Here is a 21,371-nt window from a genome sequence, read left to right as displayed (position 1 = left end):
AGTGGGCCAGGGGCCGCACGCCCGGCCGCCGATCGGCAGGACCCGCGCCATAGCTAGCATGTGTCGTCATGACGCGGGCTTGGATCTGGCCGATGGTGCTTGTCTTGGGCGGTTCGGTCGTTGCGATCGGCCAGATCGCCGCGGGTCCCCCGGGCGTCGCCGCCGTACTCCTGGTGGTGTTTCTCCTGCTCGCCGTACGGTATTCGCCACTGGCCTTCCCTAGGTCGATCGGTGCGGTGGAGGCGCAACGCCGCAGCGCTGAGGACGGCCGGCCGATCGTCTACTGGCGGGCGGGTTGTAAATACTGCCTGCGGCTGCGGACCCGGTTGGGTCGCGACGCCCGCCGGCTGCACTGGGTCGACATCTGGCGCGACCCGGCCGGTGCGGCAGCGGTGAGGGCGGCCACCGGTGGCGACGAGACGGTGCCGACCGTGGTGCTGGCGGGCCGGCCGTACGTCAACCCCGATCCCGCATGGGTGCGCGGACAGCTGGGTCAGGGGGACGGGACGATGTCGTAGACGGCGTGGCGGCGGGTGTCGAGGACGAGCACGGTGGGCTCCGGGCGGTCGGCTTCGACCGGGCGGCCGTCCTGCGTCACCGTGACCGGCTTCGAGGTGCGGAGGGTCAGCCGGCGGCCCAGGTCCGAGCGGATCCGGCCGCGCGTCAGCGCCCCGCCGGCCCACTCCAGGGACACCTCGAAGCCGCCCCGCGCCCGCAGCCCCCGGAACGACCCGGAAGGCCAGGCGGCCGGCAGGGCGGGCAGCACATGCACCTGGCCGGCATGGCTCTGCAACAACATCTCCGTGATCCCCGACGTGCCGCCGAAGTTGCCGTCGATCTGAAAAGGCGGGTGCAGGTCGAACATGTTCGGCGCGGTCCTGGCCGGCACCAGCAGGTTCCCCAGCCGCTTGTACGCCTCCGCCGCGTCCAGCAGCCGCGCCCAGAAGTTGATCTTCCAGGCCAGCGACCACCCGGCCCCGGCCTCGCCGCGCAGTTGCAAGGTCCGGCGGGCGGCCGCGGCCAGCTCCGGCGACAGGCGCGGGTCGATCTGGTGCCCGGGGAACAGGCCCCATAGGTGCGAGATGTGCCGGCTGCGCGACAGCGCCGCGTCACCGCGGTAGTCCTCCTGCCACTCCTGGATCTGCCCGAGGTGGCCGACCTGGTTCGGCACGAGCCGGGAACGCGCCTCCAGCGCCTTCTCGCGCATCTCCGGCTCCCGCCCCAGGACCTCGGACGCGGAGGCGAAGGCCTCGAACAGGTCCCGCAGGATCTGCATGTCCATGGTCGGCCCGGCACAGATGCTGACGTTCTCGTCGCCGTCCTCGTGGTGCCCCACCTCGGGCGAGTGCGACGGGTTGGTCACCAGGTAGCCGGTCCTGGGATCGGTCTGCAACGTGTCGAGGAAGAACTCCACCGACCCCTTGATCAGCGGGAAGTGCTCGCGCAGCCGCCGCTCGTCCCCGGTGTAGAGGTAGTGCTCCCACAACGTCAGGCACAACCAGGCGCCCCCGGTGGGCCACACGCCGTAGAAGGCGAAGTCGACGGGCGCCGTGCCGCGCCAGCCGTCGGTGTTGTGGTGCGCCACCCAGCCGCCCGCGCCGTACTGCGTCCGCGCGGTGCCGGCCCCCGTCTCCGACAGATCCTTGATCAGGTCGAACAGCGGGTCCATGCACTCGATGAGGTTGGCGGGCCCGGCCGGCCAGTAGTTCATCTCGCAGTTGATGTTGATGGTGTACTTCGACTCCCACGCGGGCGTCAGCGAGTCGTTCCAGATGCCCTGCAGGTTGGCGGCGTAGCCGGGGGAGCGGGAGCAGGAGATCAGCAGATAGCGGCCGTACTGGAAGTACAGGGCGGCCAGCTGCGGGTCGGTGTCGAGCTGTCGGCGCGCGATGCGCTCGTCGGTCGGCAGCGCGACCGCTTCCGAGGTGCCCAGGTCGATCTCGACCCGGCCGAAGAGCCGCTGGTAGTCGTGGACGTGCTTACGCTGCAGCACCTCGTACGGCTGCCCGCTCGCCCGCTCGAGATGCCGCCCCGCGACCTCGGCCGGGTCACCGCCGACGTCCTTGTAGCTGCGGTAGCTGGAGCCCATGGAGATCAGCAGCGTGACCTCGTCGGCGCCCTCGACGGCCAGCGTGCCGCCGTCCACCCGGACCGTGCCGCCCTTCGCCTGAGCCATGGCCAGGGCGCGGAAACGCACCTCGCCCTTGAGCCCCTGGGTGTCGCCGCTGACCCCGTCGAGGGCGATCGTGTCCCGCGCGGCGGCCGCGACGGCGGAGGACTGCGGGCTGGAGAAGGCCGCCTGGAAGGTCACGGAGGCCGGCTTGTCGGTCGTGAGCCGGACGACGATGACCTGGTCGGGGTTGCTGGCGAAGACCTCGCGCGTGTGGCGCACGCCGTCGCGGACGTACGTCACGCCGGTGACCGCCCGCGTCAGGTCCAGCTCGCGGCGGTAGTCCGTGAACTCGGCCGAGCCGGGGAACGTCAACGTCAGGTCGCCGAGCACCTGGTACGGAGCCTGCTCGCTGGGCCTGCCGAGGAACGTCCGGTCGGCCAGGTTCTGCGCCGCCTGCCACTTGTCCTCCCAGACCAGCCGCCTGATCTCGGGGAGCGCGGCCAGCGCCTCGGGGCTGTCGTAGGTGTGCGGCCCGCCGGCCCAGACGCTGTCCTCGTTGAGCTGGAACCGTTCGGTGGCCACGCCGCCGAACACCATCGCGCCGAGCCGCCCGCAGCCGACCGGCAGCGCCTCCAGCCAGGCCGCGGCGGGGCGGGTGTACCAGAGCGTGAGCGGGTTGCCGCGGGCCTGCGCCCGCGCGGGGCCGGCGGTGACGCCGGTCGTGAGCAGGGATCCGGCGGCGGCGCCTAACCCGGTCGCCAGCACGCCCCGTCGTGTGTAGCCGTCGTTGATCACCGATACTCCTGTTCCAGAACACATGGCGGAAACCACGAGAGCGGTTGAGAGGAAGATCGCGCCGTCAGGGGCGCCCGAATGCGCTCAACCTGCGGGTACGTCAAAGTGCGAGATGCTTCAGGGGTGTAACGCCTGAAGAACGTAGGATGTATATCTACGCGAATGAGTCGTCTTCTGTCCAGACCTTTCGTAAACACCTGACTGGCTAGTCGGGACATTGGAGGTCTGCTAGGTTTCGGTCTGCAAACGATCTCCCGTCCGAGAGGAGAGCCGAGACGTGAGGCTCGGTCGCAGCGGCGTCACCGTTTCCAGGATCGGCCTCGGCACCGCCCCTCTGGCGGGGCTGTACACGCCGGTCGGCGACGAGCAGGCCGCGGCCACCCTGGAGGCCGCCTGGGAGGGCGGCGTCCGCTACTTCGACACCGCCCCCCGCTACGGCGAGGGGCTGGGGGAGCGCAGGCTCGGCCGGTTCCTGGCGGGTGTGGTCAGGTCCCAGGTGACGGTGTCCACCAAGGTCGGCGCGTTGCTCGGCCCGTCCAGGCGGGACTACACGGTGGAGGGCGTCTACGCCTCGCTCGCCGGCAGCCTGGAGCGCACCGGGCTCGACGCGTTCGACATCCTGCTCATCCACGACCCCGACGACCATTGGGAGCCGGCCGTGCGGTACGCGTACCCGGCGCTGGAGCGGCTGCGCGAGCAGGGCGGGGTGCGGGCCGTCGGCGTGGGCATGAACCAGGCCGGGATGCTGGCCAGGTTCGTGCGGGAGACCGACGTGGACTGCGTGATGGTGGCGGGACGCTACAGCCTGCTGGACCGTACGGCGGGCAAGGAGTTGTTGCCACTGTGCGCCGAGCGCGGCACCGGGGTGCTCGTGGCAGGCGTGTTCAACGGCGGGATCCTGGCCGATCCCGGCCCCGGCGCCCACTACGACTACGCGCCTGCCGCCGGGCCGGTGCTGGAGCGGGCGCGCGGCCTGGCCGAGCGCTGCGCCGCGTACGAGGTGCCGCTCGCGGCGGCCGCCCTGCAGTTCCCGCTGCGGCACCCGGCCGTGACCGGCGTCGTGGTCGGCGCCCGCAGCCCGGAGGAGGTGGCCGAGGACCTGGCCCTGGCCGCCACCCCCATCCCCGATGACCTCTGGACGGAGCTGGAGCTCGAATAGCCCATGGACCGTATCGACGCACACCACCACGTCTGGGACCTCGCCGTCCGCCCCCACACCTGGCTGGACCCGGAGCCGATGGCGCCCGTCCGGCGCACGTTCACCCTCGACGACCTGGCCGGGCCCGCCGCCGCTGCCGGGGTGACCCGCACCGTGCTCGTGCAGGTGCTGTCCGACCTGGGCGAGACCCGCGACTTCCTGGCCCTCGCGGCCGCGTCCGACCTGGTCGCGGGCGTGGTCGGGTGGATCGACCTGACCGCGCCGGACGCCGCCGACACGCTGGCCGCCCTGCCCGGCGGGCTGGTGGGCGTGCGCCACGGCGTGCAGTCCGAGCCCGACCCCGCGTGGCTCAACCGGCCCGACGTGCGGCGCGGGCTCGCCGCGGTGGAGGCCGCCGGGCTGGCGTACGACCTGCTGACGCTGCCGCACCAGCTCCCCGCCGCCATCGACACGGTCAGGGCCATGCCGGGGCTGACCTTCGTGCTCGACCACCTGTCCAAGCCACCGATCGCGGCCGGCGAGCTGGAGCCGTGGCGGAGCCGGATCAAGGAGCTGGCCGCCCACCCCAACGTCTACTGCAAGTTGTCCGGCATGGTCACCGAGGCCGACTGGGCGGCGTGGCGGGTGTCCGACCTGCGGCCGTACGCGGAGGTCGCGCTGGAGGCGTTCGGGCCTGATCGGGTGATGTTCGGCTCCGACTGGCCGGTGTGCCTGCTCGCGGCCGAATACCAGCGCGTCGCGCAGGCCGCGGACGAGTTGTGCGCAGGGCTGTCGGGGGGTGAGCGCGCCGAGGTGTTCGCCGGCACCGCCCGGCGCGCGTACGGACTGCATTAGGTGACGCGGAAGGTCGTGTGGTACACCCGGGATTCCAGCGGTCCGAGCCAGATCATGCTGCCGTCCTCCCTGGCCGCCGCGTCGCCGGACACGTGGTGGGTGGACGGCTCCAGGCCGACCGCGTAGTTGCCGGAGCGCAGGTTCAGCCACTCGAAGAAGTACGGGAACTCCGCCGCCGGCCACTCCACGCTCACTTTCATGCCGAGCCGGTCGTTGACCACCGCCACCTGGTGCATCCCGTCGGCGCCGGGGACCAGCGCGTGCTCGTACACCTGCTCCACGAACCCGGCAGCGGGCCCGGGGAAGGTGATGTGGTCGGCCTTCTGCTCCGCCACGCTGTCGGTCTGCCAGAGGGTCTCGCGGATGTCGGCCTCGAGCCTGGCGCCCTCGTCGAGCAGCGGCCAGCCGAGGTTGATGTGGTAGAGGAACATGTGCGGCGCCGGCTCGAACCCGGCGTTGGTGACCGTGTCCACCAGCCTGATCTCGTCGCCGCCCAGGTCGGCCTCGATGCGCCGGACCAGGCGCAGGTTCTCGGCGAACACCGCGGCCTGGCGCACCTCACCTTCCGCCCACAACACGCAGCGGTCGTCCTCCCACCGCTCGCCGTACCCGGTCAGCCGGGCCGGGATGTTGCCGACGCGGCCGTGCAGCCCGTGCCGCACGCTCTGGCGGGGCGGGTAGCCGTAGCCGTCGGCGGATACCTCGCCGCCGAACAGCGTGTGATCGAGCCCGGCCGTGACAATGAGCCCGGAGAACGAACGCAGCCACGACAAGCCGTCCTCGTCGGCGTTCTCGTGCAACCCCGGATGGCGGAAGCCGGTGGGGGAGCGCCAGCCGAACGCGCGCCCGGCGTGCTCGGCGTGCCCGATGTCCATGCACCGGTCGACCAGCACGTCGAAGGCCAGCCCAGAGCCGGTGCGGAACTCCAGGGTCCTGATGCCGCGCTCGAGCCCGTCGCCGAGCGTCACCAGCCGGACCCCGCCGGCCGCGCTCAGGTCTCCGGTCAGCTCGGCCAGCCGCCTGCGGTCCGGCGTCATGCCATCACCCACCCTCCGTTGACTTCGATGGTCTGGCCGGTCACGAACGAGGCGTCCGGGCCAGTGAGGAACGACACCACGGCGGCCAGCTCCTCCGGGGTGCCGCGCCGCTGGAGCGACTGCCGTTCCAGGACAAACCGGTTGTACGCCTCAGGATCCGGATGGATCTCCTCGGCCGCCGTGGGGAACGCGCCCGGCGACACGCAGTTGACCCGGATCTCACGGGGGCCGAGCTCGCGGGCGAGCGCCCTGGTCAGCGCGGCCGCCGCGCCTTTCGTGGCGATGTAGGCGGCCAGGTCGGGCCAGCCGCCGTGCATGGTGATGGAGGCGATGTTGACGATCGCACCGCCTGTGTCACCCATCTGGCGGGCGGCGTGCTGAGCCGCCAGCCAGTAGGCGCGCTGGTTGACCGCGTGCACGTCGTCGTACTCGGCGAGCGGCACTTCCAGGAACGGCCTGCTGGGGTAGACGGCCGCGTTGTTGACGAGGATGCCGACCGGGCCGAGCCGCGCGGCCGTCTCGGCGAACGCCTGCTCGATGGCGGCCGGGTCGCGCAGATCCACTTTGAGGTTGAGCGTGCCTTCGAGCGCGCCGGCGTCGAGGTCGAGTGCCGCCACCTGGTGGCCGTCGGCGGACAGGCGGCGGACGATCGCCTTGCCGAGCGCTCCCGCCGCGCCGGTGACGAGCGCCGTGGTCATGCGTGCCTCCATTCCTTGTGCAGGTCGTTGAGCAGGTCGCGGGCCGGGACGCGGGCGAGCAGCCCGTCGCGGAGCAGCGCGGACGACCTGTCCTGCAGGGCGATGTAGCCGGGGAAGCGCGGCCTGATCCAGGCGGCCTGCACGGTGGCCAGGGTGTCGCGGTAGAACCCTGCGGGCGGCGTTCCGCCCCCGGCCTGCCAGACGGCCCGGGCGGCCGGCTGCCCGCCGGTGGCGGGAAAGAGCGTGGCCTGCACCGGTTCGGACATCAGCCGGCGCAGGTGCGCGCGGACGGACTCGCCGATCGTGCCGGCGCGCCGCCGCGAGACCGCCAGCCCGGTGCCGCCGAGCACGCTCCCCGGCGCGCGCCCCGGCCACGCAGGCGCGTCGGAGAACGCCAGCGGGTAGGTGACGTAGCCGTACACCAGGGGGCAGTACTCAGGCCCGCCCGCGGCCATGGCGTCGAGCACGCCGATCGGGTTGCGCAGCGACACCTCCCGGTCGGCGAGCGCGAGCAACTCGGCCATGAGCTCCAGCGCCCTGGTCCCGGCCTTTTCGTCAAGGAAGTCGCCCGAGCACAGGGCGCAGAACATGAGGAACGCGTGCGGCCCGCCCAGGCACAGGGCGATCCGGGTGCCACGGGCGAACTCCGCCACCTCAGGCCAGGCCGCCGGCGCCTCGACGCCGGGGCGCGCGACGGCGACCTGGGTGGCCGCGTCGAGCGGCAGCGCCCACTGTTGGCCCTCCAGGTGGTAGCTGTCCCAGGTGCGGCCGACCGTGCCCGCCTTGAGTCTGGCCAGCTCATCCGGCTCGAACAGCTCCTCCATCGGCGTCAACGCGTCCACGGCCGCGCCAAGACCAGGGTGGTCGATCACGAGCAAGTCGTACGTTTCGCAGAGCTTCGCGATCGGCTCGGACTCGAACCCTTCGAGCGGCTGCCGATCCCACGCGATCGGCTCGGGCACGTCGCCGAAGGGGTTGCTGCCCGCCAGATCGAGCCGGGTCAGCTCGTCCAGCGGGCCGTACCCGCGCGGGTGGTCCCAGGTTAGTCCGCGCATGCCAGCACGCCTCTCGCCACCAGCTCGGCGGTGCGCTCGGCCGGGTAGCCGAGCTCGTCGAGCAGCTCGCGCGTGTGCTCACCGACCAGCGGCGCGCCCCTGCGCACCGACGGCGGGGCGGCGCTCAGGCGGTAGGGGAAGCCGGGTGTGGTGACCGTGCCCTCGGTGTGGTGCTCGTAGGTGACGAACGAGCCGTTGTGCGCGACCTGCGGATCGGCCACCAGCTCGGCGTAGCCGTACACCGGCCCCGCCCACAGGTCATGGCTGGCGCAGACCTCCAGCCACTCGGCCGTGGTGCGGTCCGGCAGGCGGCGGGCCACGGCTGCGGTGATCTCGTCGCGCCCGGCGTGGCCGTCCATGCCGGCCACCTCGGGCAGATCGAGCGCGACCGCCAGGACATCGAGCCTGGGCATGCCGAGCGCGAGGTAGCCGTCCTTGGTGGCGAACACGCCGTACGGGGCGCGGATGTAGGTGTGGCCGTGCGGCTGGCGTCCGCGCCGCTGCGGCACCTTGCCGACCGTGAAGATCGACAGCTCCTGCATCTGCACGGCGATGGCCGCGTCCAGCATGTTGACGCTCACCCGCTGGCCCTCGCCGGTGCGCTCGCGGTGCAGCAACGCGGCCAGCGCGCCCTCGAACGCGCTGTAGGCGGTGACGGCGTCGATCGCGTACGTCCCGGCGGGCGCAGGCGGGTCGCCGTCGCGGCCCGTGCTGAACATGGCCCCGCTCATGGCCTGCAGCAGGATGTCCTGCCCCGGCCTCGACACGTAGGGACCGCTCTCCCCGTATCCCGACATGGAGACATACACGATGGCGGGGTTGATGGCGCTGATCGTCTCGTAGTCCATGCCGAGTCGCTCGGCCACCCCGGGCCGGTAGTTCTGCAGGAACACGTCGCCCGTCGCGGCCAGCCGGTGCACGATCTCGCGGCCCTCGCCGGACTTCAGGTCGACGGCGAGGCTGCGCTTGTTGCGGTTGAGCGACAGGAACGAGGCGTTGACCTGGTTGCCGGTGGCGCCGCCCGCGGGGGCGTGCCGCTGCCATTCACCGGTCACCGGCTCCACCTTGACCACGTCCGCGCCCAGGTCCCCCAGCCGCATGGCGGCCAGCGGACCGGCCATCGCGATGGACAGGTCGATCACGCGGTAGCCGTCGAGCGCGCCCATCAGCGCCCCTCGAAGACGGGCTCGCGGCGGGCGGCGAACGCGGCCCGGCCCTCGGCGGCGTCGGCGGTGGCGAAGCAGACGGTTTGCAGGTCACGCTCGTACTGGATGGCCTGGTCGAGCGGCATCGAGTAGGCGGCCTTCAGATTGGCCTTGGCGCTCTGCGCGGCGATCGGAGGCCTTCGCGCGATCCGACCGGCCAGCCCGACGGCGGCGGGTAGCAGCTCCTCCTGCGGGAACACATCGGTCACCAACCCCCACGCCAGGGCGCGGGCGGCGTCGACGGGGTCGCCGGTCAGCAACATGCTGGCCGCGTTGCTCGGGCCGACAGAATGGGCCAGCAACGCGGACTGGCCGCTGCCGCCGATCCAGCCGAGCTTGATCTCGGGCGCGGCGAACGTCGCCGTGCCGGCGGCCAGCCGGATGTCGCAGGCCAGGGCCAGCTCCAGGCCGCCGCCGTAGGCGTAGCCGTTGACGGCCGCGACGATCGGCTTGCGCAGGGCGCGGACGGCGTCGCCGTAGTCGCCGCGGTTGCGGAACTCCCACGGCGTGTCGTACGCGTCCAGCTCCCGGATGTCGCTGCCCACGCAGAACGAGCGCTCGCCCGCCCCGGTGAGCACGGCCACCCGCACGGCCGGGTCGGCGTCGATCCGGACGAGGCAGGTCTTCAGGGCAGCGGCCATGTCGGGGGTGATGGCGTTGAGTTTGGCGGGTCTGTTGAGGGTGACGACGGCCACCGGGCCGTCGACGTCGAGGAGGACGTCCAAGTGAGGGCTCCTAGCAACAGAGGCGGATGTGCTGCTCGGCGTCGGCGCGAGCGACCTCGACCACCTCGCGCATGGCCTCCTCGGCCTTGCGGTGGTGACGGCGCCTGATCGCCACCGCCACGCGCTCGTGGCCGGGCAGCGTCTCCTTGTTGTGCGCCACCGAGCGGGTGTGCACCTGGCGCACGGACCGCAGGGCGATGCTGATCATGTCGTAGATGTAGAGCAGCAGGTCGTTGTCCGCCGCGGCGAACACGGCCTTGTGAAAGGCCAGGTCGGCTTCGATGAACGGCTCGGGGTCGTCGGCGGTGGCGTAGAGGGCGGCCAGGGCCTCGTCGACGCGCCGCACCGCGCTCGCGTCGGCGCGCTCAGCCGCCACCCTGGCCGCGCCCGGCTCCAGCGCCACGCGCAGGTCGGCCAGGACCCGGATGTCCTCGGGGCGCGGCTCGGGCTCGAACCGCCAGCTGAGCACGTCGGCGTCGAGCAGGTTCCAGGACTCGCGGGGGCGTACCCGGGTGCCCGCGCTCCTCCTGGTCTCCAGCAGGCCCTTGCCGGCCAGGACCTTGACGCCCTCCCGCACCGCCGACCGCCCCACGCCCAGCTCCCCGACGAGGTCCTCCTCGATGGGGATGGAGGCGCCAGGGGTGAGCGAACCGCCGACGATGCGGGTGCCGAGGGCCTGCACCACCTGGACGTGCCGGGCGGCGTCCCGCTGAGGATCAGTTGCCACGCTCCGCACGTTAGCGCGGAAGCCGGCTTCTTCCTAGCCCTTCATCAGATGAAGATGAAGTTTCATCAGATGAAGCTCGTCCAGCCTCCTTGGCTGCCGCCACGGGGCGGGCTGACGCGGAGCCGGGGCGGGGCCCGGTCCGGTCGAAGATCCCCGCGAATCGGCAAAAGAGACGGGAAAGGCGCACATTCTATAGACCTACACAATGATGTAGATCACTCCGCCCATGCGTCAATTATTGTCCGGGTTCTGTGACATAGCGACCCGTTGAGACGCTGTAAGAAGGCCCCGAATTGCTGGTATCGCCGCAGGTCAAACCCATTATTTTGGGGTGCGGGACGACTCGTCACGATCTATTGCGAGTGACCTTACTGTTATATTGAGTCGTTTCTGACTGTTATATTCTTACATATATTCTCCGCTTGATCGCCATCTCCGGGTCATCGGGCTTTCCCGATCCGGGATGGCTTTACGTTGCGGGGGCCCTCCAGCCAGAGGCGCCGCCCCCGGGACAGCGCGAACGGAGAGTAATGGGCAAGTACCTGCTTCGCAGGTTGGCAACAAATGTGATCTTGGTTGCGATCGCGGCCAGTCTCGCGTACATGCTCGCGGCCACGACCATGAGCCCGCGCGGGGCGTACGAGGGCCGCCAGCCTCCGGTCCCCGAGGCCGTCATCGATGCCACGCTCGACGCGTACAACCTGAACGACAAGACCCCTGTGCTCCAGCGTTACGCGACCTGGGCCTCGGGCGTCGTCACCGGGGACTTCGGCAAGACCTGGAATGGCGGCTCGGTCAACCAGGAGATGGGCCGGCGCGTCTTCGTCAGCCTCCGGCTGCTGCTCATCGGCACCATCGTCGGCTTCGTCATAGGCGTGTTACTGGGGGCCATCTCCGCGGTGAAGCAATACAGCATCACCGACCGGGTGATCAGCGTCAGCTCGTTCGTGGTCATGGCGATCCCGGTGTTCCTGCTGGCCACGCTGCTGGCCATCGCCGCGATCAGCCTCAACAGAGCGCTGGGCTTCACGCTGATCGAGTACACCGGCGAGTACAACCCGCAGCTGTCGGGCTGGGACCAGTTCGTCAACCGGCTGAACCACTTGATCTTGCCCACGATCTCGCTCAGCCTCGGCGTCACCGGAGCCGCGTTCTACAGCCGCATCCAGCGCAACATGATGCTCGACGTGCTCGGCCAGGACTTCGTCCGCACCGCGATCGCCAAGGGCCTGCGGCGCAGGACCGCGCTCTACAAGCACGCGCTGCGCACCGCGCTGATCCCCGCCTCGACGTACTTCGCCTTCAACTTCGGCACGTTGCTCACCGGAGCGATCTTCACCGAGAAGATCTTCTCGTGGCACGGCATGGGCGCCTGGCTGGTGGATGCGATCCACCAGAACGACGTCAACGCTGTCGCCGCGGTGACCCTGTTCTCCGCCGTTTGTGTCCTCTTCGCCGCCTTCCTGTCCGACGTGCTGGTGGCGATCCTCGATCCTCGGGTGCGGGTGAGCTAGGTGCGTTCGAAAGTCGTTCTCCGCCGCCTGCTTCGCAACAGGCAGTTCCGCTACGGCGGCGTCACCCTGGTCCTGCTGGTCCTGCTGGCCTACGTCGGCCCCTTCATCGGCTCCTACGACTGGACCGAGAAGGACTTCCTTGCCTTCCTGTCGCCCCCTGATGGCGATCACTGGTGGGGCACCACCTCCATCGGCGCGGACATGTACGCCGTCACGCTGCGCGGCATGCAGAAGTCCCTCGTCATCGGACTGCTGGTGGCACTCATCGCCACCGCCCTGGCCGCCGTGGTGGGGGCGTTCGCCGGATACTTCGGTGGCTGGGTGGACAAGGTCCTCATGTGGGGTGTCGATCTCCTGCTCGTTCTCCCCAGCTTCCTCATCATCGCGATCATCTCGCCCCGGCTGAAGGGCGCGTCCTGGATCTGGTTCGTGGCCCTGCTCGCCGCGTTCGCCTGGATGATCACCTCCAGGGTGGTGCGCAGCATGACGATCTCGCTGCGCGAGCGGGAGTACGTCCTGGCCGCCGTCTACATGGGCATCCCGCGCTGGAAGATCATCGCCCGGCACATCGTGCCGAACCTGGCCTCTCTGCTGATCATCGACGCGACCATCAACGTCAGCGGTGCGGTCATCGGCGAGGCGGCGCTGTCATTCTTCGGCTTCGGCATCCAGCCGCCCGACGTCTCGCTCGGCACCCTCATCGCGGAGGGCTCCCGCAACGCCACCGGTTATCCCTGGCTGTTCGCCTTCCCCGCCGGTCTGCTGGTGCTCCTTGTGCTGAGCATCAACCTGATCGGCGACGGCCTGCGTGACGCACTCGACCCGGGGAGCAACTTGTGAGCATCTTGGAGGTCACCGACCTCACCGTCACCTTCCCCGGCGGCATCCAGGCGGTGCGCGGGGTGTCGTACGGGGTCGAGCGCGGCGAGGTGCTCGGCATCGTCGGCGAGTCCGGCTCCGGCAAGTCCGTCACCTCGCTCGCCATCATGGGCCTGCTGCCGAGGAACGCCACGGTCAGCGGCTCGGCCAAGCTGCACGGTCGCGAGCTGCTCGGCATGGATGAAGACGAGCTGACCAAGGTACGTGGCAAGGCGATCAGCATGATCTTCCAGGATCCGCTGTCGGCCTTCACGCCCGTCTACACCATCGGCGACCAGATCGCCGAGGCCGTGCGCGTGCACCAGAAGATGGCCAAGGACAAGGCCGCCAAGCGTGCCGTGGAGCTGCTCGACCTGGTCGGCATCCCGAACCCGAACCTGCGGGCCAAGGCGTTCCCGCACGAGTTCTCCGGCGGCATGCGCCAGCGCGCGATGATCGCCATGGCCATCGCCAATGACCCCGACCTGCTGATCTGCGACGAGCCCACCACGGCGCTGGACGTGACCATCCAGGCGCAGGTGCTGGAGGTGCTCAAGACCGCGCAGCAGGAGACCGGCGCCGGCATCGTGATGATCACCCATGACCTGGGCGTCATCGCAGGCATGGCCGACCGCGTGCTCGTCATGTACGCGGGCCGGCCGGTCGAGCAGGGGCCGGTGGACGACATCTACTACCGGCCGCGGATGCCGTACACGATGGGTCTGCTCGCCTCGATCCCCAGGGTCGACGGCGAGGAGGGGCCGCTGGTGCCCATCGAGGGCAACCCGCCCTCGCCGTCGGCGCTGCCGCCCGGCTGCCCGTTCGCGCCGCGCTGCCCGATGAAGGTGGACATGTGCGACGACGAGGAGCCGCCGCTCACGCCGTTCACCGGCGGGCGGCAGGTCGCCTGCATTCGCTCGCACGAGATCGAGCACAAGGGCCTGACCGGGGCCGACGTGTTCCCCGTGCCGGTCATCCCGCCGAGCGACGTGGTCCGCGTGCCGCGTGCCGAGCGCTCCACAGTGCTGCAGCTGGACACCATGATCAGGCACTACCCGCTGATGAAGGGCGCGGTCTTCAAGCGCCGCGTCGGCACCGTGTACGCGGTCGACGGCATCAGCTTCGACATCGCGGAAGGCGAGACGCTGGCCCTGGTCGGCGAGTCAGGCTGCGGCAAGACCACTACGCTGCAGCAGATCATGCAGCTGGCGGCGCCGCAGGGCGGCCGGGTCGTCGTGCTCGGCAAGGACAGCGCGAAGCTCGACAAGGACGGGCGCACGGCGCTCCGCCGGGACCTGCAGATCGTCTTCCAGGACCCCATGGCCGCGCTCGACCCGCGCATGCCCGTCGGCGACATCATCGCCGAGCCGCTGCGCGCGCACGGCAGGAAGGATGTGCGCGCCCGGGTCGCCGAGTTGCTGGAGCTGGTCGGGCTGTCGCCCGAGCACGCCGAGCGCTACCCGCAGCAGTTCTCCGGCGGGCAGCGCCAGCGCATCGGCATCGCCCGCGCGCTCGCACTGGAGCCGAAGCTGCTCGTCCTGGACGAGCCGGTGTCGGCACTAGACGTCTCCATCCAGGCGGGTGTCATCAACCTGCTGGAGGAGCTGAAGAACACGCTGGGGCTGTCGTACCTGTTCGTGGCGCACGACCTGGGCGTCGTCAGGCACCTGGCGGACCGGGTGGCCGTGATGTACCTCGGCAGGATCGCCGAGATCGGCACCGTCGAGAACGTCTACGACCATCCCGCGCATCCCTACACGCAGGCGCTGTTGTCGGCGATCCCGCTGCCGGACCCCGAAATGGAGCGCACCCGAAAGCGGATCCTGCTCGAAGGCGACCTGCCCAGCCCGGCCGACCCGCCATCGGGTTGCCGGTTCCGCACCCGCTGCCCCAAGTTCGCCCGGCTCACCGAGGGCGAGCAGCAGTTGTGTGTCGACGAAGAGCCCCCGGTTGCTCGGCTCGCGAACGCCGTGGACCACGGCGCAGCCTGCCACTACGCGGAGGAGATCGAGGTCATCACGGCCTCGGACGATCAGGAGGAAAAGTGAAGGTTCGTTACCGGGCAGCCGCGGGAATCGCGGTCCTGGCCATGGCCGTCGCGGCCTGCGGCGGGGGCGGCAGCGACAACAAGCAGCCCAACGCGGCGCAGTCGTCGCAGGCGCAGCAGCAGATGGCGGAGACCCCGGCGATCAGCGTCAACCCGGTCGCCTATGAGCAGGTCAAGGACGGCGGGACACTGACCCTGCCGGTCGGCCAGTGGCCGAGCCAGTGGAACCCCAACCACGTCGACGGCAACCAGGCCGACACCGCGGAGATGCTGGACCCGATCCTGCCGCAGTTGCTGGTGTCCGACGAGAAGGCCAACTTCACGGCGAACCCGGACTACGTGACCGACGTGAAGAACGACATGTCGTCGGGCAAGCAGGTCGTCACCTACACGCTCAACGACAAGGCTGTGTGGTCGGACGGCACGCCGATCACGTGGAAGGACCTCGAGGCCGCGTGGAAGGCCAACAGCGGCGAGAACAAGAAGTTCAAGCCGGCCTCCACGGACGGCTGGGACCGGATCGAGTCGGTCACCAAGGGAGACTCGGACAAGGTCGCCGTCATCACCTTCGCCAAGCCGTACCCGGAGTGGGAGGGCTTGTTCGCCCGGTCCCCGCACCTCATTCCGGCCAAGCACATGGAGACGCCCGAGGCGTACGACAAGGACTACCTGCAGAAGGTCCCGGTCACCGCGGGACCCTTCAAGGTCGAGAAGATCGACGAGGCCACCAAGACGCTCACCCTCGTGCGTGACGACAAGTGGTGGGGCAAGAAGGCCAAGCTCGACAAGGTCATCTTCCGGACGATCGAGACGCCGGCCGCGCAGGTCAACGCCTTCGCCAACGGCGAGCTCGACGCCGTGGAGATCCCGCCGGGCAGCCCGGCCGACCTCAAGCGGGCCAAGGAAGTCCCGAACGTGGACATCCGCAAGGCGCTCAGCCCGAACTGGCGGCACATCACCGTCAACAACCAGAGCGAGTTCCTGAAGGACAAGTCGGTCCGGCAGGCCGTCCAGTACGCGATCAACCGTGACGTGATCACGCAGTCCGACCTGAAGGACATGGAGTGGCCGATCCAGACGCTCGGCAACCACATCTTCATGAACAACCACAAGGGCTACGTCGACAACTCCGGCGACCTGGGCAAGTACAACCTGGAGAAGGCCAAGCAGCTGCTCGACGCGGCCGGCTGGAAGCAGGAGGGCGAATACCGCAAGAAGGACGGCAAGGAGTTCTCGCTGGGGTTCGTCGTCCCGGCCGGCGTGCCCTACGCCAAGACGGAGGGCGAGCTCACCCAGGCCATGCTCAAGGAGGCCGGGATCAAGCTGGAGATCCGCCCGGTCCCCGATGACAAGTTCTTCACCGACTACATCATCAAGGGCGACTTCGACCTGGTGCCGTTCTCCTGGATCGGCGACCCGCAGCCGGTCGGGTTCCTGGCCCAGGGCTTCAAGACCGGCTCCGAGAGCAACTTCCCCAAGGGCAGCGACCCCGCCGTCGATGCCGCGATCGAGGCCGCGGTGGGTGAGATGGACCCGGCCAAGGCCATCGAACTGGCCAACGCCGCCGACAAGCTCGTCTGGGACATGGTCCACACCATCCCGCTGTACCAGCGCCCCGACATCATGGCGACCAAGAAGACGCTCGCCAACTACGGTGCTGAGGGCTACAAGTCCTACGACTTCGCCCAGATCGGCTTCACCGGCTGATCTCCACGTAGCACGACGAACCCCGGCCGGTTCTCCGGCCGGGGTTCTTGCCGTCGGCGTCCAGTCGGCCTTCAATGAGTGGGCCTCATAAAGGCGATCTTTGGAGGAGCCGATGCGTGGCCTACGTGCGTCCGCAGCCGTTCTGACTCTCGTCCTCGCGACCCTGACCGTCGCGGAGCCGTCCGCCCCGGCGGTCGCCGGGCCGGCCGATCCCGAGCCGGCTTCGCTGGTCACTCTCTCCGTCCCCGACCGGGCCGCGATGGAGCGGCTCGTCGCCTCCGGCGCCGACCTCACCCACCGGGTACGCCCGCAGCCCGACGGCAGCGTCCAGGTCGACGCGGTCGTCACGCCCAGCCAGCTGGCCGGGCTCCGTGCCCTCGGCGCGGCCCTCGCGCCGGAGACCCCGCCCCAGGCCCGGTCGACGCCCACGACGGCGGCGGACCAGATCGTGATCGAGCGGGCCGTCTGGTACAAGTCCCGTGACGGGTACTTCCTGTCCGTCGAGGCGTCCAGCAGCCTCGGCCAGGCCGCCGCGCTCACCGTGACCTGGCAGGGCGGCCAGGCCGAGATGGTGGCGTACGTGGACGCCGGCGCGTACCTCGGCCACCAGCTCAGCACGCCGGTCCCGATCACCGGCCGGCCCCACTGGATCATCGTCACCTCGGCGGGCGGTGGCAAGGCCGAGGCCCGGGTCAAGGAATGGCCGGACGGCGAGCGGCCCGACCGCACCGGACCCGGCTACCAGAAGGACTTCGTCACCCAGTACATGCCGCCGGCCCAGCTCAACGAACGCATCAAGGCCCTGCACCGGCGCTACCCCCAGCTGACGGAGCTCATCACGCTGCCGTACCCGACGAACGGCTACCGGCGGCACGCCCAGGCCCTGCTGGGTACCCCGCCTGCGGCAGCCGTCCTGATCACCTCCACCGCCTACGGCTCCGAGGGCGGTAACGACCTGGCCGTCGAGCTGGTCGATCCCGGCGCGCCCGGCCGGGCCCTGCAGGTGACGGTGAACGGCAAGCTGATCACCGTCAGCCTGGCCAGCGACGGCTCGGGTGCCCTGATCAGCACCGCCGCCCAGGTGGCCGCCGCGATCAACGCGACGCCGGGCCTCCCCGTCCGCGCCGCCACCTACCGCACGGACCCCGGCGCGGGGGTCATGGCGCCCGTGCCGCTCACCCAGCTCAGCGACTTCCTCAAGGCCCCGTCCGACGTCTCGCGGGAACCCGCGAAGGTGCTGGCCCTGCGCATCGGCGAGCACCGCGACGGCTCGCGCACCGGCGTGCTCGCCTACGCCCAGGAACACGCCAGGGAATGGGTGACGCCGCTGGTCACGATTGAGGCGGCCGAGCGGCTGCTGCGGAACCACGCTCGCGACGCGGCCACCCGCCGGCTGCTCGAGCGCACCGACGTCTTCATCGTGCCCACCGTCAACCCCGACGGCGCGAACTACAGCTTTTACGACTTCGCCGCCCAGCGGAAGAACATGACCAACCACTGCCCGCCCCCGCAGTCCGACCCGGCGCTGCGCAACACGTGGGGCGTGGACGTCAACCGCAACTACGCCGTGGGATCGCTGTTCGACGGCTACTTCGGCGCCTCGGCCAACTGCCAGAGCGGCACGTACGCCGGACCCGGGGAGCACTCCGAGCCCGAGAGCCGCAACGTCATCTGGCTGGCGCAGAAGTACCGCAACATCAGGTTCGCCATGAACGTGCACAGCTACGGCGGGTACTTCATGTGGCCGCCCGGGGCGTACAAGCTCGACGGCCGCGTCACCCTGCCCAGGCCGACCCCGCCGCAGGAGGCGTACTTCCTGCGCTCGGCCCGCACCATCGAGGAGGCCATCGCCGCCGAGCGGGGCACGGTCACCTGGCCGCAGCAGACCGGGCCGGTGACGGACGTGCTCTACTCGGCGGCGGGCAACTCCGCGGACGAGCTCTGGTACGACTACGGCGTGTTCGGCTGGGACTTCGAGGTCGGCGCCGACCTGTGGAACTCGCAGACGCGCACGTGGGAGGGCGTGGGCTTCCAACCGCCGTTCAGCGAGGGTCACGAGGAGGCGATGGAGTTCGCCACCGGCCTGATCTCGCTGATCGGGGTGGCGGCCGACTACCGGGAGCCCTGAGCGAACTCGCGCAGGGTCATCGGCGGCCGGCCGCCGATGCGCTCGATGCTCTCGTAGACCCCGTAGAGCGGGTGGTGCCCGGACCCGATGAAGCGGAAGAGCCCCCACAGGTGCGTGAGGTGCTCGACCGCGACATCGTCCTGGTAGATGTCCATCGCGCGGGCCTCCCACTCCTCCGGCGGCACGTCCACGTACGGGATCCCGAAGGTGTCGGCCACCTCGCCGATGGTCGCCATCTGGCTGTTCACCAGGCACACCGGGTCGTCCACCGGGCCGGGGTCGAGCAGGAGCCCGGCCCCGACCCTGGCCACGTCGGCGGCGGCGACGAGCGGGATCAACGTGTCCCTGCCGCCGAGCGGCAGGGCCAGCTCGCGGTTGCCGGACGCGTCCGCCACCACGGCCAGGTTCTCGAAGAACACCCCGGCACGCAGGTGCACCGCGCCCACCCCGGCCCAGTCGAAGACCTGCTCCGACAGCCAATGGCGGCGCATGCGCGGGGTGCCCGCCTCGGGGGAGGCGTCCAACTGGGACACCTCCACGACCCGCTCCACCCCCGCCTCCTTGGCCGCCGCCGCGAACGCCGCGGTGGCGTCGAGCAGCCCAGCCGTCACCGGGTAGGTGAAGTACGCCCGCCTGACGCCGCGCAGGGCGGGGCGCACCGTGGTGATCTCGCGCAGGTCGCCGATGACCACTTCCGCGCCGATCTTGCGGAGTTCCTCCGCCCGGTGGTCATCGGTGCGCACGAAGGCCCGCACCTGTTCGCCACGCTCCAGCAGCAGGTCAACGACCTGCCGCCCGGTCCCTCCCTGTGGCCCGCCGGCCGCGCCCGTCACGAGGATCATGCTTCCGCCTTTCCTGGGAGAGCCAGTGTGAAGAGGCCGAGCCGTTCCAGGTCGCGCAGGAACGGGCCCGGGGTGAACGCCTCGGCCGGGCCGTAGACGCCCGGGCGCTCGGGGCCCTGGCCGTCCGCGATGCGGACCGCGGCCTCAACCGACGCCAGAGCGCTGAGCCGCCACAGGTCCTGCCCGCTGACCTGGCCCGCGCTGCCTCCGTCCGCGGTGATCACCTGGGCGGCGACGGTGAAGCGGGAGCCCGCCCTGGTGGCGGCGTCCACGTGCTCGCTGGTGAACGCCTGCTCCTCCTCGAACGTGTGCGCCGTGAGCTGCGCCTCCACGCGGCGTGCCCGAACGTGCCTGGGCACGGTGACGACCTCGGAGAACGGGACAGGGGCGATCATCGTGCGCGGCCCGAGCGGCGGCGGGAACGGGAAGACGGCATTACGCGGCTCGACGTAGCCGACGTGCTGCTCGCCGTCCGTATACGTGATCCGCCGGGTGTCGGCGAACAGCAGCTCGGCGGTCTGCTTGGCCCCCGTCGTCAGCCGCCAGCCCGACACCTCGTAGGCGGTGATCACTCGCTCGATCCCGGTCAGGCCCTCGGCCACGGCGCCGGCGAGCAGGTCGCCCGTCCCGCCGTAGAAGCTCATCGCCGTGACCATGGTGATGCCGGCCTGCCTGGCCGGCTCCTGCAGGGTTTCGAACATCCACTTGGTGTGGTGCTGCTCGAGCGCGTGATCGACGTAATGGCAGCCGGCCTCGGCCGCGGCCGAGGCGACGGGCTTGCCGGTGTGCGTGAACGGTCCCGCGCAGTGGATCAGCACGTCCGCCTGCCCGGCCAGCTCCCGTAACGCGGCCGGATCGTCGAGCGTGGCCTGGTGCACGCGGGCCCCTCCGAGCTCGTCGGACAGTGCCTTGAGCGCGCCGGGGTCCCTTCCGGACAGGATGATCTCCCGGCCGCGGGCCCGGAGCTCGGCCGACACCAGGCGCCCGGTATGGCCCGTGGCGCCGTAGACGGCGATGTGCGGTGAGGACACGACTCACCTCCATGATTCATACTGTTGGTACGTAACTGTGTTCGAAGTTACGTACCGCGAGTATGTAAGTCAATGGGAGCACGATGATCCGCCGTACCCAGGCAGAGCGTTCGGACGAGACCACGACGGCGTTGGTGCTGGCCGCACGGGAGTTGTTCGGTGGCAAGGGCTATGCGGGGATCTCGATCGACGCGGTGGCCGCGGCGGCGGGGGTGACCAAGGGGGCCGCGTATCACCACTTCGGGGGAAAGGCGCCGTTGTTCCGCGCGGCCTTCGAGGGCGAGCTGGCGGAGATCTCCGCGAAGCTGGAGCAGGTCGCGGCCGAGGAGAGCGACCCGTGGGCGGCGCTGCGCCGCGGTGCCCGCACGTTCCTTGAGCACTGTCTCGATCCCGGGTTCCGGCAGATCGTGATGCTGGACGCGCCGTCGGTGCTGGGGTGGGAGACGGTGCGGGCGGTCGAGCACAGTCACCTGTTGAGCATCCTGATCGCCGGCTTCAGCCTGGTGGCCGAAGGCGGCGAGGCGGAGGCGGCCGTGCCCGCCCGCGCGCAGCTGGTCTTCGGCGCGTTGTGCGAGGGCGGGATGTTGCTGGCCCGCTCCCCGGACCCGGGGGCCGAGCTCCCACGCCTGGCCGCCGAGGCCGACCGCCTCCTCAAGGCCCTTCGTTCCTGATGGCCCTACAGGGGAACGATCTTGCCGACGCCCGCGCCTGCGCGCACCGCCGACGGGACGTTCTGCGGTGGATCGACCGTGTAGCCGTAGTAGGTGCCGGGATCGACGACGATCCCGTTGGTCTCGGGGGCGCCGGAGTTCACGAAGATGTTGTTGCGCTGCACGGCCCGGCTGGTCGCGTACCCGCTGCGCGATTGAAGTGCTCTCTTCCAAAAACGGAGGAGA

General features: G+C 70.3%; 19 protein-coding genes. 9 read left to right on the top strand and 10 right to left on the bottom strand.

The annotated features are described in order from the left end of the window. Positions 1–92: 92 nt before the first annotated feature. The gene (locus ACTWPT_RS32070; RefSeq protein WP_443181233.1) at positions 93–518 is read left to right on the top strand and encodes a glutaredoxin domain-containing protein; all 426 of its coding nucleotides are present in this window, start codon (positions 93–95) and stop codon (positions 516–518) included. Here the strand turns inward: ACTWPT_RS32070 and ACTWPT_RS32065 are convergent. Beyond that, a complete protein-coding gene (locus ACTWPT_RS32065; protein WP_443181232.1) occupies positions 494–2,908 on the bottom strand; it encodes a glycoside hydrolase family 95 protein in 2,415 nt (804 codons plus the stop codon). The two genes, ACTWPT_RS32070 and ACTWPT_RS32065, sit on opposite strands and share 25 nt — an antisense overlap. A 277-nt stretch (positions 2,909–3,185) precedes the next feature. On the opposite strand from ACTWPT_RS32065, the gene ACTWPT_RS32060 reads away from it, so the two are divergent. Together ACTWPT_RS32060 and ACTWPT_RS32055 are read left to right on the top strand one after the other, a co-directional pair. After that, positions 3,186–4,067: an aldo/keto reductase gene (locus ACTWPT_RS32060; protein ID WP_443181231.1), complete on the top strand. Its 882-nt coding sequence runs from the start codon at positions 3,186–3,188 to the stop codon at positions 4,065–4,067. A gap of 3 nt (positions 4,068–4,070) precedes the next feature. Beyond that, positions 4,071–4,901 (top strand): amidohydrolase family protein, encoded by an 831-nt coding sequence (locus ACTWPT_RS32055; protein ID WP_443181230.1) that lies wholly within the window; start codon positions 4,071–4,073, stop codon positions 4,899–4,901. Here the strand turns inward: ACTWPT_RS32055 and ACTWPT_RS32050 are convergent. The 6 genes from ACTWPT_RS32050 to ACTWPT_RS32025 are packed head-to-tail and all read right to left on the bottom strand — an operon-like array spanning position 4,898 to position 10,348. Beyond that, the gene (locus tag ACTWPT_RS32050) at positions 4,898–5,938 is read right to left on the bottom strand and encodes an aldose 1-epimerase family protein (protein ID WP_443181229.1); all 1,041 of its coding nucleotides are present in this window, start codon (positions 5,936–5,938) and stop codon (positions 4,898–4,900) included. The two genes, ACTWPT_RS32055 and ACTWPT_RS32050, sit on opposite strands and share 4 nt — an antisense overlap. Next, positions 5,935–6,636, bottom strand: a complete 702-nt coding sequence (locus tag ACTWPT_RS32045; protein WP_443181228.1) for an SDR family NAD(P)-dependent oxidoreductase — start codon at positions 6,634–6,636, stop codon at positions 5,935–5,937. Before ACTWPT_RS32045 ends, ACTWPT_RS32050 begins: the two co-directional genes overlap by 4 nt. After that, positions 6,633–7,691, bottom strand: a complete 1,059-nt coding sequence (locus ACTWPT_RS32040) for a hypothetical protein (protein ID WP_443181227.1) — start codon at positions 7,689–7,691, stop codon at positions 6,633–6,635. The genes ACTWPT_RS32045 and ACTWPT_RS32040 overlap by 4 nt, the downstream gene beginning before the upstream one ends. Further along, positions 7,679–8,857: a CaiB/BaiF CoA transferase family protein gene (locus ACTWPT_RS32035; RefSeq protein WP_443181226.1), complete on the bottom strand. Its 1,179-nt coding sequence runs from the start codon at positions 8,855–8,857 to the stop codon at positions 7,679–7,681. Before ACTWPT_RS32035 ends, ACTWPT_RS32040 begins: the two co-directional genes overlap by 13 nt. After that, on the bottom strand, positions 8,857–9,621 hold the full coding sequence (locus tag ACTWPT_RS32030; RefSeq protein ID WP_443181225.1) for an enoyl-CoA hydratase/isomerase family protein: 765 nt from the start codon (positions 9,619–9,621) through the stop codon (positions 8,857–8,859). Before ACTWPT_RS32030 ends, ACTWPT_RS32035 begins: the two co-directional genes overlap by 1 nt. A gap of 10 nt (positions 9,622–9,631) precedes the next feature. Further along, positions 9,632–10,348 (bottom strand): FadR/GntR family transcriptional regulator, encoded by a 717-nt coding sequence (locus ACTWPT_RS32025; RefSeq protein WP_443181224.1) that lies wholly within the window; start codon positions 10,346–10,348, stop codon positions 9,632–9,634. A gap of 530 nt (positions 10,349–10,878) precedes the next feature. Between ACTWPT_RS32025 and ACTWPT_RS32020 the strand changes: the two genes are divergently transcribed. The 5 genes from ACTWPT_RS32020 to ACTWPT_RS32000 all read left to right on the top strand — a co-directional run bounded on the left by ACTWPT_RS32020 (position 10,879) and on the right by ACTWPT_RS32000 (position 18,602). Beyond that, on the top strand, positions 10,879–11,862 hold the full coding sequence (locus tag ACTWPT_RS32020; RefSeq protein ID WP_443181223.1) for an ABC transporter permease: 984 nt from the start codon (positions 10,879–10,881) through the stop codon (positions 11,860–11,862). Next, positions 11,863–12,702 carry an ABC transporter permease gene (locus ACTWPT_RS32015; RefSeq protein ID WP_443181222.1) on the top strand — a complete coding sequence of 280 codons (840 nt, stop codon included), beginning with the start codon at positions 11,863–11,865 and terminating at the stop codon, positions 12,700–12,702. It abuts the gene before it with no gap. Further along, the gene (locus ACTWPT_RS32010) at positions 12,699–14,768 is read left to right on the top strand and encodes an ABC transporter ATP-binding protein (RefSeq protein ID WP_443181221.1); all 2,070 of its coding nucleotides are present in this window, start codon (positions 12,699–12,701) and stop codon (positions 14,766–14,768) included. The genes ACTWPT_RS32015 and ACTWPT_RS32010 overlap by 4 nt, the downstream gene beginning before the upstream one ends. Continuing rightward, positions 14,765–16,474, top strand: a complete 1,710-nt coding sequence (locus ACTWPT_RS32005) for an ABC transporter family substrate-binding protein (protein WP_443181220.1) — start codon at positions 14,765–14,767, stop codon at positions 16,472–16,474. Before ACTWPT_RS32010 ends, ACTWPT_RS32005 begins: the two co-directional genes overlap by 4 nt. Before the next feature lie 112 nt (positions 16,475–16,586). Then, the gene (locus tag ACTWPT_RS32000) at positions 16,587–18,602 is read left to right on the top strand and encodes a M14 family metallopeptidase (RefSeq protein WP_443181219.1); all 2,016 of its coding nucleotides are present in this window, start codon (positions 16,587–16,589) and stop codon (positions 18,600–18,602) included. Here ACTWPT_RS32000 and ACTWPT_RS31995 read toward each other — a convergent pair. Together ACTWPT_RS31995 and ACTWPT_RS31990 are read right to left on the bottom strand one after the other, a co-directional pair. Continuing rightward, entirely contained in the window at positions 18,587–19,444 is an 858-nt protein-coding gene (locus ACTWPT_RS31995; protein WP_443181218.1) for an NAD(P)H-binding protein, read from the bottom strand. The two genes, ACTWPT_RS32000 and ACTWPT_RS31995, sit on opposite strands and share 16 nt — an antisense overlap. Next, the gene (locus ACTWPT_RS31990; RefSeq protein WP_443181217.1) at positions 19,441–20,475 is read right to left on the bottom strand and encodes a saccharopine dehydrogenase NADP-binding domain-containing protein; all 1,035 of its coding nucleotides are present in this window, start codon (positions 20,473–20,475) and stop codon (positions 19,441–19,443) included. Before ACTWPT_RS31990 ends, ACTWPT_RS31995 begins: the two co-directional genes overlap by 4 nt. A gap of 83 nt (positions 20,476–20,558) precedes the next feature. Here ACTWPT_RS31990 and ACTWPT_RS31985 point away from each other — a divergent pair, with 83 nt between their 5' ends. Next, positions 20,559–21,146: a TetR/AcrR family transcriptional regulator gene (locus ACTWPT_RS31985; protein WP_443181216.1), complete on the top strand. Its 588-nt coding sequence runs from the start codon at positions 20,559–20,561 to the stop codon at positions 21,144–21,146. A gap of 5 nt (positions 21,147–21,151) precedes the next feature. Here the strand turns inward: ACTWPT_RS31985 and ACTWPT_RS31980 are convergent, their stop codons facing one another. Continuing rightward, a complete protein-coding gene (locus tag ACTWPT_RS31980) occupies positions 21,152–21,310 on the bottom strand; it encodes a hypothetical protein (protein ID WP_443181215.1) in 159 nt (52 codons plus the stop codon). Positions 21,311–21,371: the final 61 nt, after the last annotated feature.

It is taken from the genome of Nonomuraea sp. 3N208, from assembly GCF_052245935.1.
Classification (GTDB): Bacteria; Actinomycetota; Actinomycetes; order Streptosporangiales; family Streptosporangiaceae; genus Nonomuraea.
The sequence above is the reverse complement of the archived record's forward strand: the minus strand, read 5'-3'. Positions and strand labels throughout refer to the sequence as shown.

Coding starts and splice junctions, on each gene's coding strand:
- ACTWPT_RS32070 (WP_443181233.1), top strand. CDS start 93: ATGGTGCTTGTCTTGGGCGGTTCGGTCGTTGCGATCGGCCAGATCGCC.
- ACTWPT_RS32055 (WP_443181230.1), top strand. CDS start 4,071: ATGGACCGTATCGACGCACACCACCACGTCTGGGACCTCGCCGTCCGC.
- ACTWPT_RS32050 (WP_443181229.1), bottom strand. CDS start 5,938: ATGACGCCGGACCGCAGGCGGCTGGCCGAGCTGACCGGAGACCTGAGC.
- ACTWPT_RS32045 (WP_443181228.1), bottom strand. CDS start 6,636: ATGACCACGGCGCTCGTCACCGGCGCGGCGGGAGCGCTCGGCAAGGCG.
- ACTWPT_RS32040 (WP_443181227.1), bottom strand. CDS start 7,691: ATGCGCGGACTAACCTGGGACCACCCGCGCGGGTACGGCCCGCTGGAC.
- ACTWPT_RS32035 (WP_443181226.1), bottom strand. CDS start 8,857: ATGGGCGCGCTCGACGGCTACCGCGTGATCGACCTGTCCATCGCGATG.
- ACTWPT_RS32020 (WP_443181223.1), top strand. CDS start 10,879: ATGGGCAAGTACCTGCTTCGCAGGTTGGCAACAAATGTGATCTTGGTT.
- ACTWPT_RS32000 (WP_443181219.1), top strand. CDS start 16,587: ATGCGTGGCCTACGTGCGTCCGCAGCCGTTCTGACTCTCGTCCTCGCG.
- ACTWPT_RS31995 (WP_443181218.1), bottom strand. CDS start 19,444: ATGATCCTCGTGACGGGCGCGGCCGGCGGGCCACAGGGAGGGACCGGG.
- ACTWPT_RS31985 (WP_443181216.1), top strand. CDS start 20,559: ATGATCCGCCGTACCCAGGCAGAGCGTTCGGACGAGACCACGACGGCG.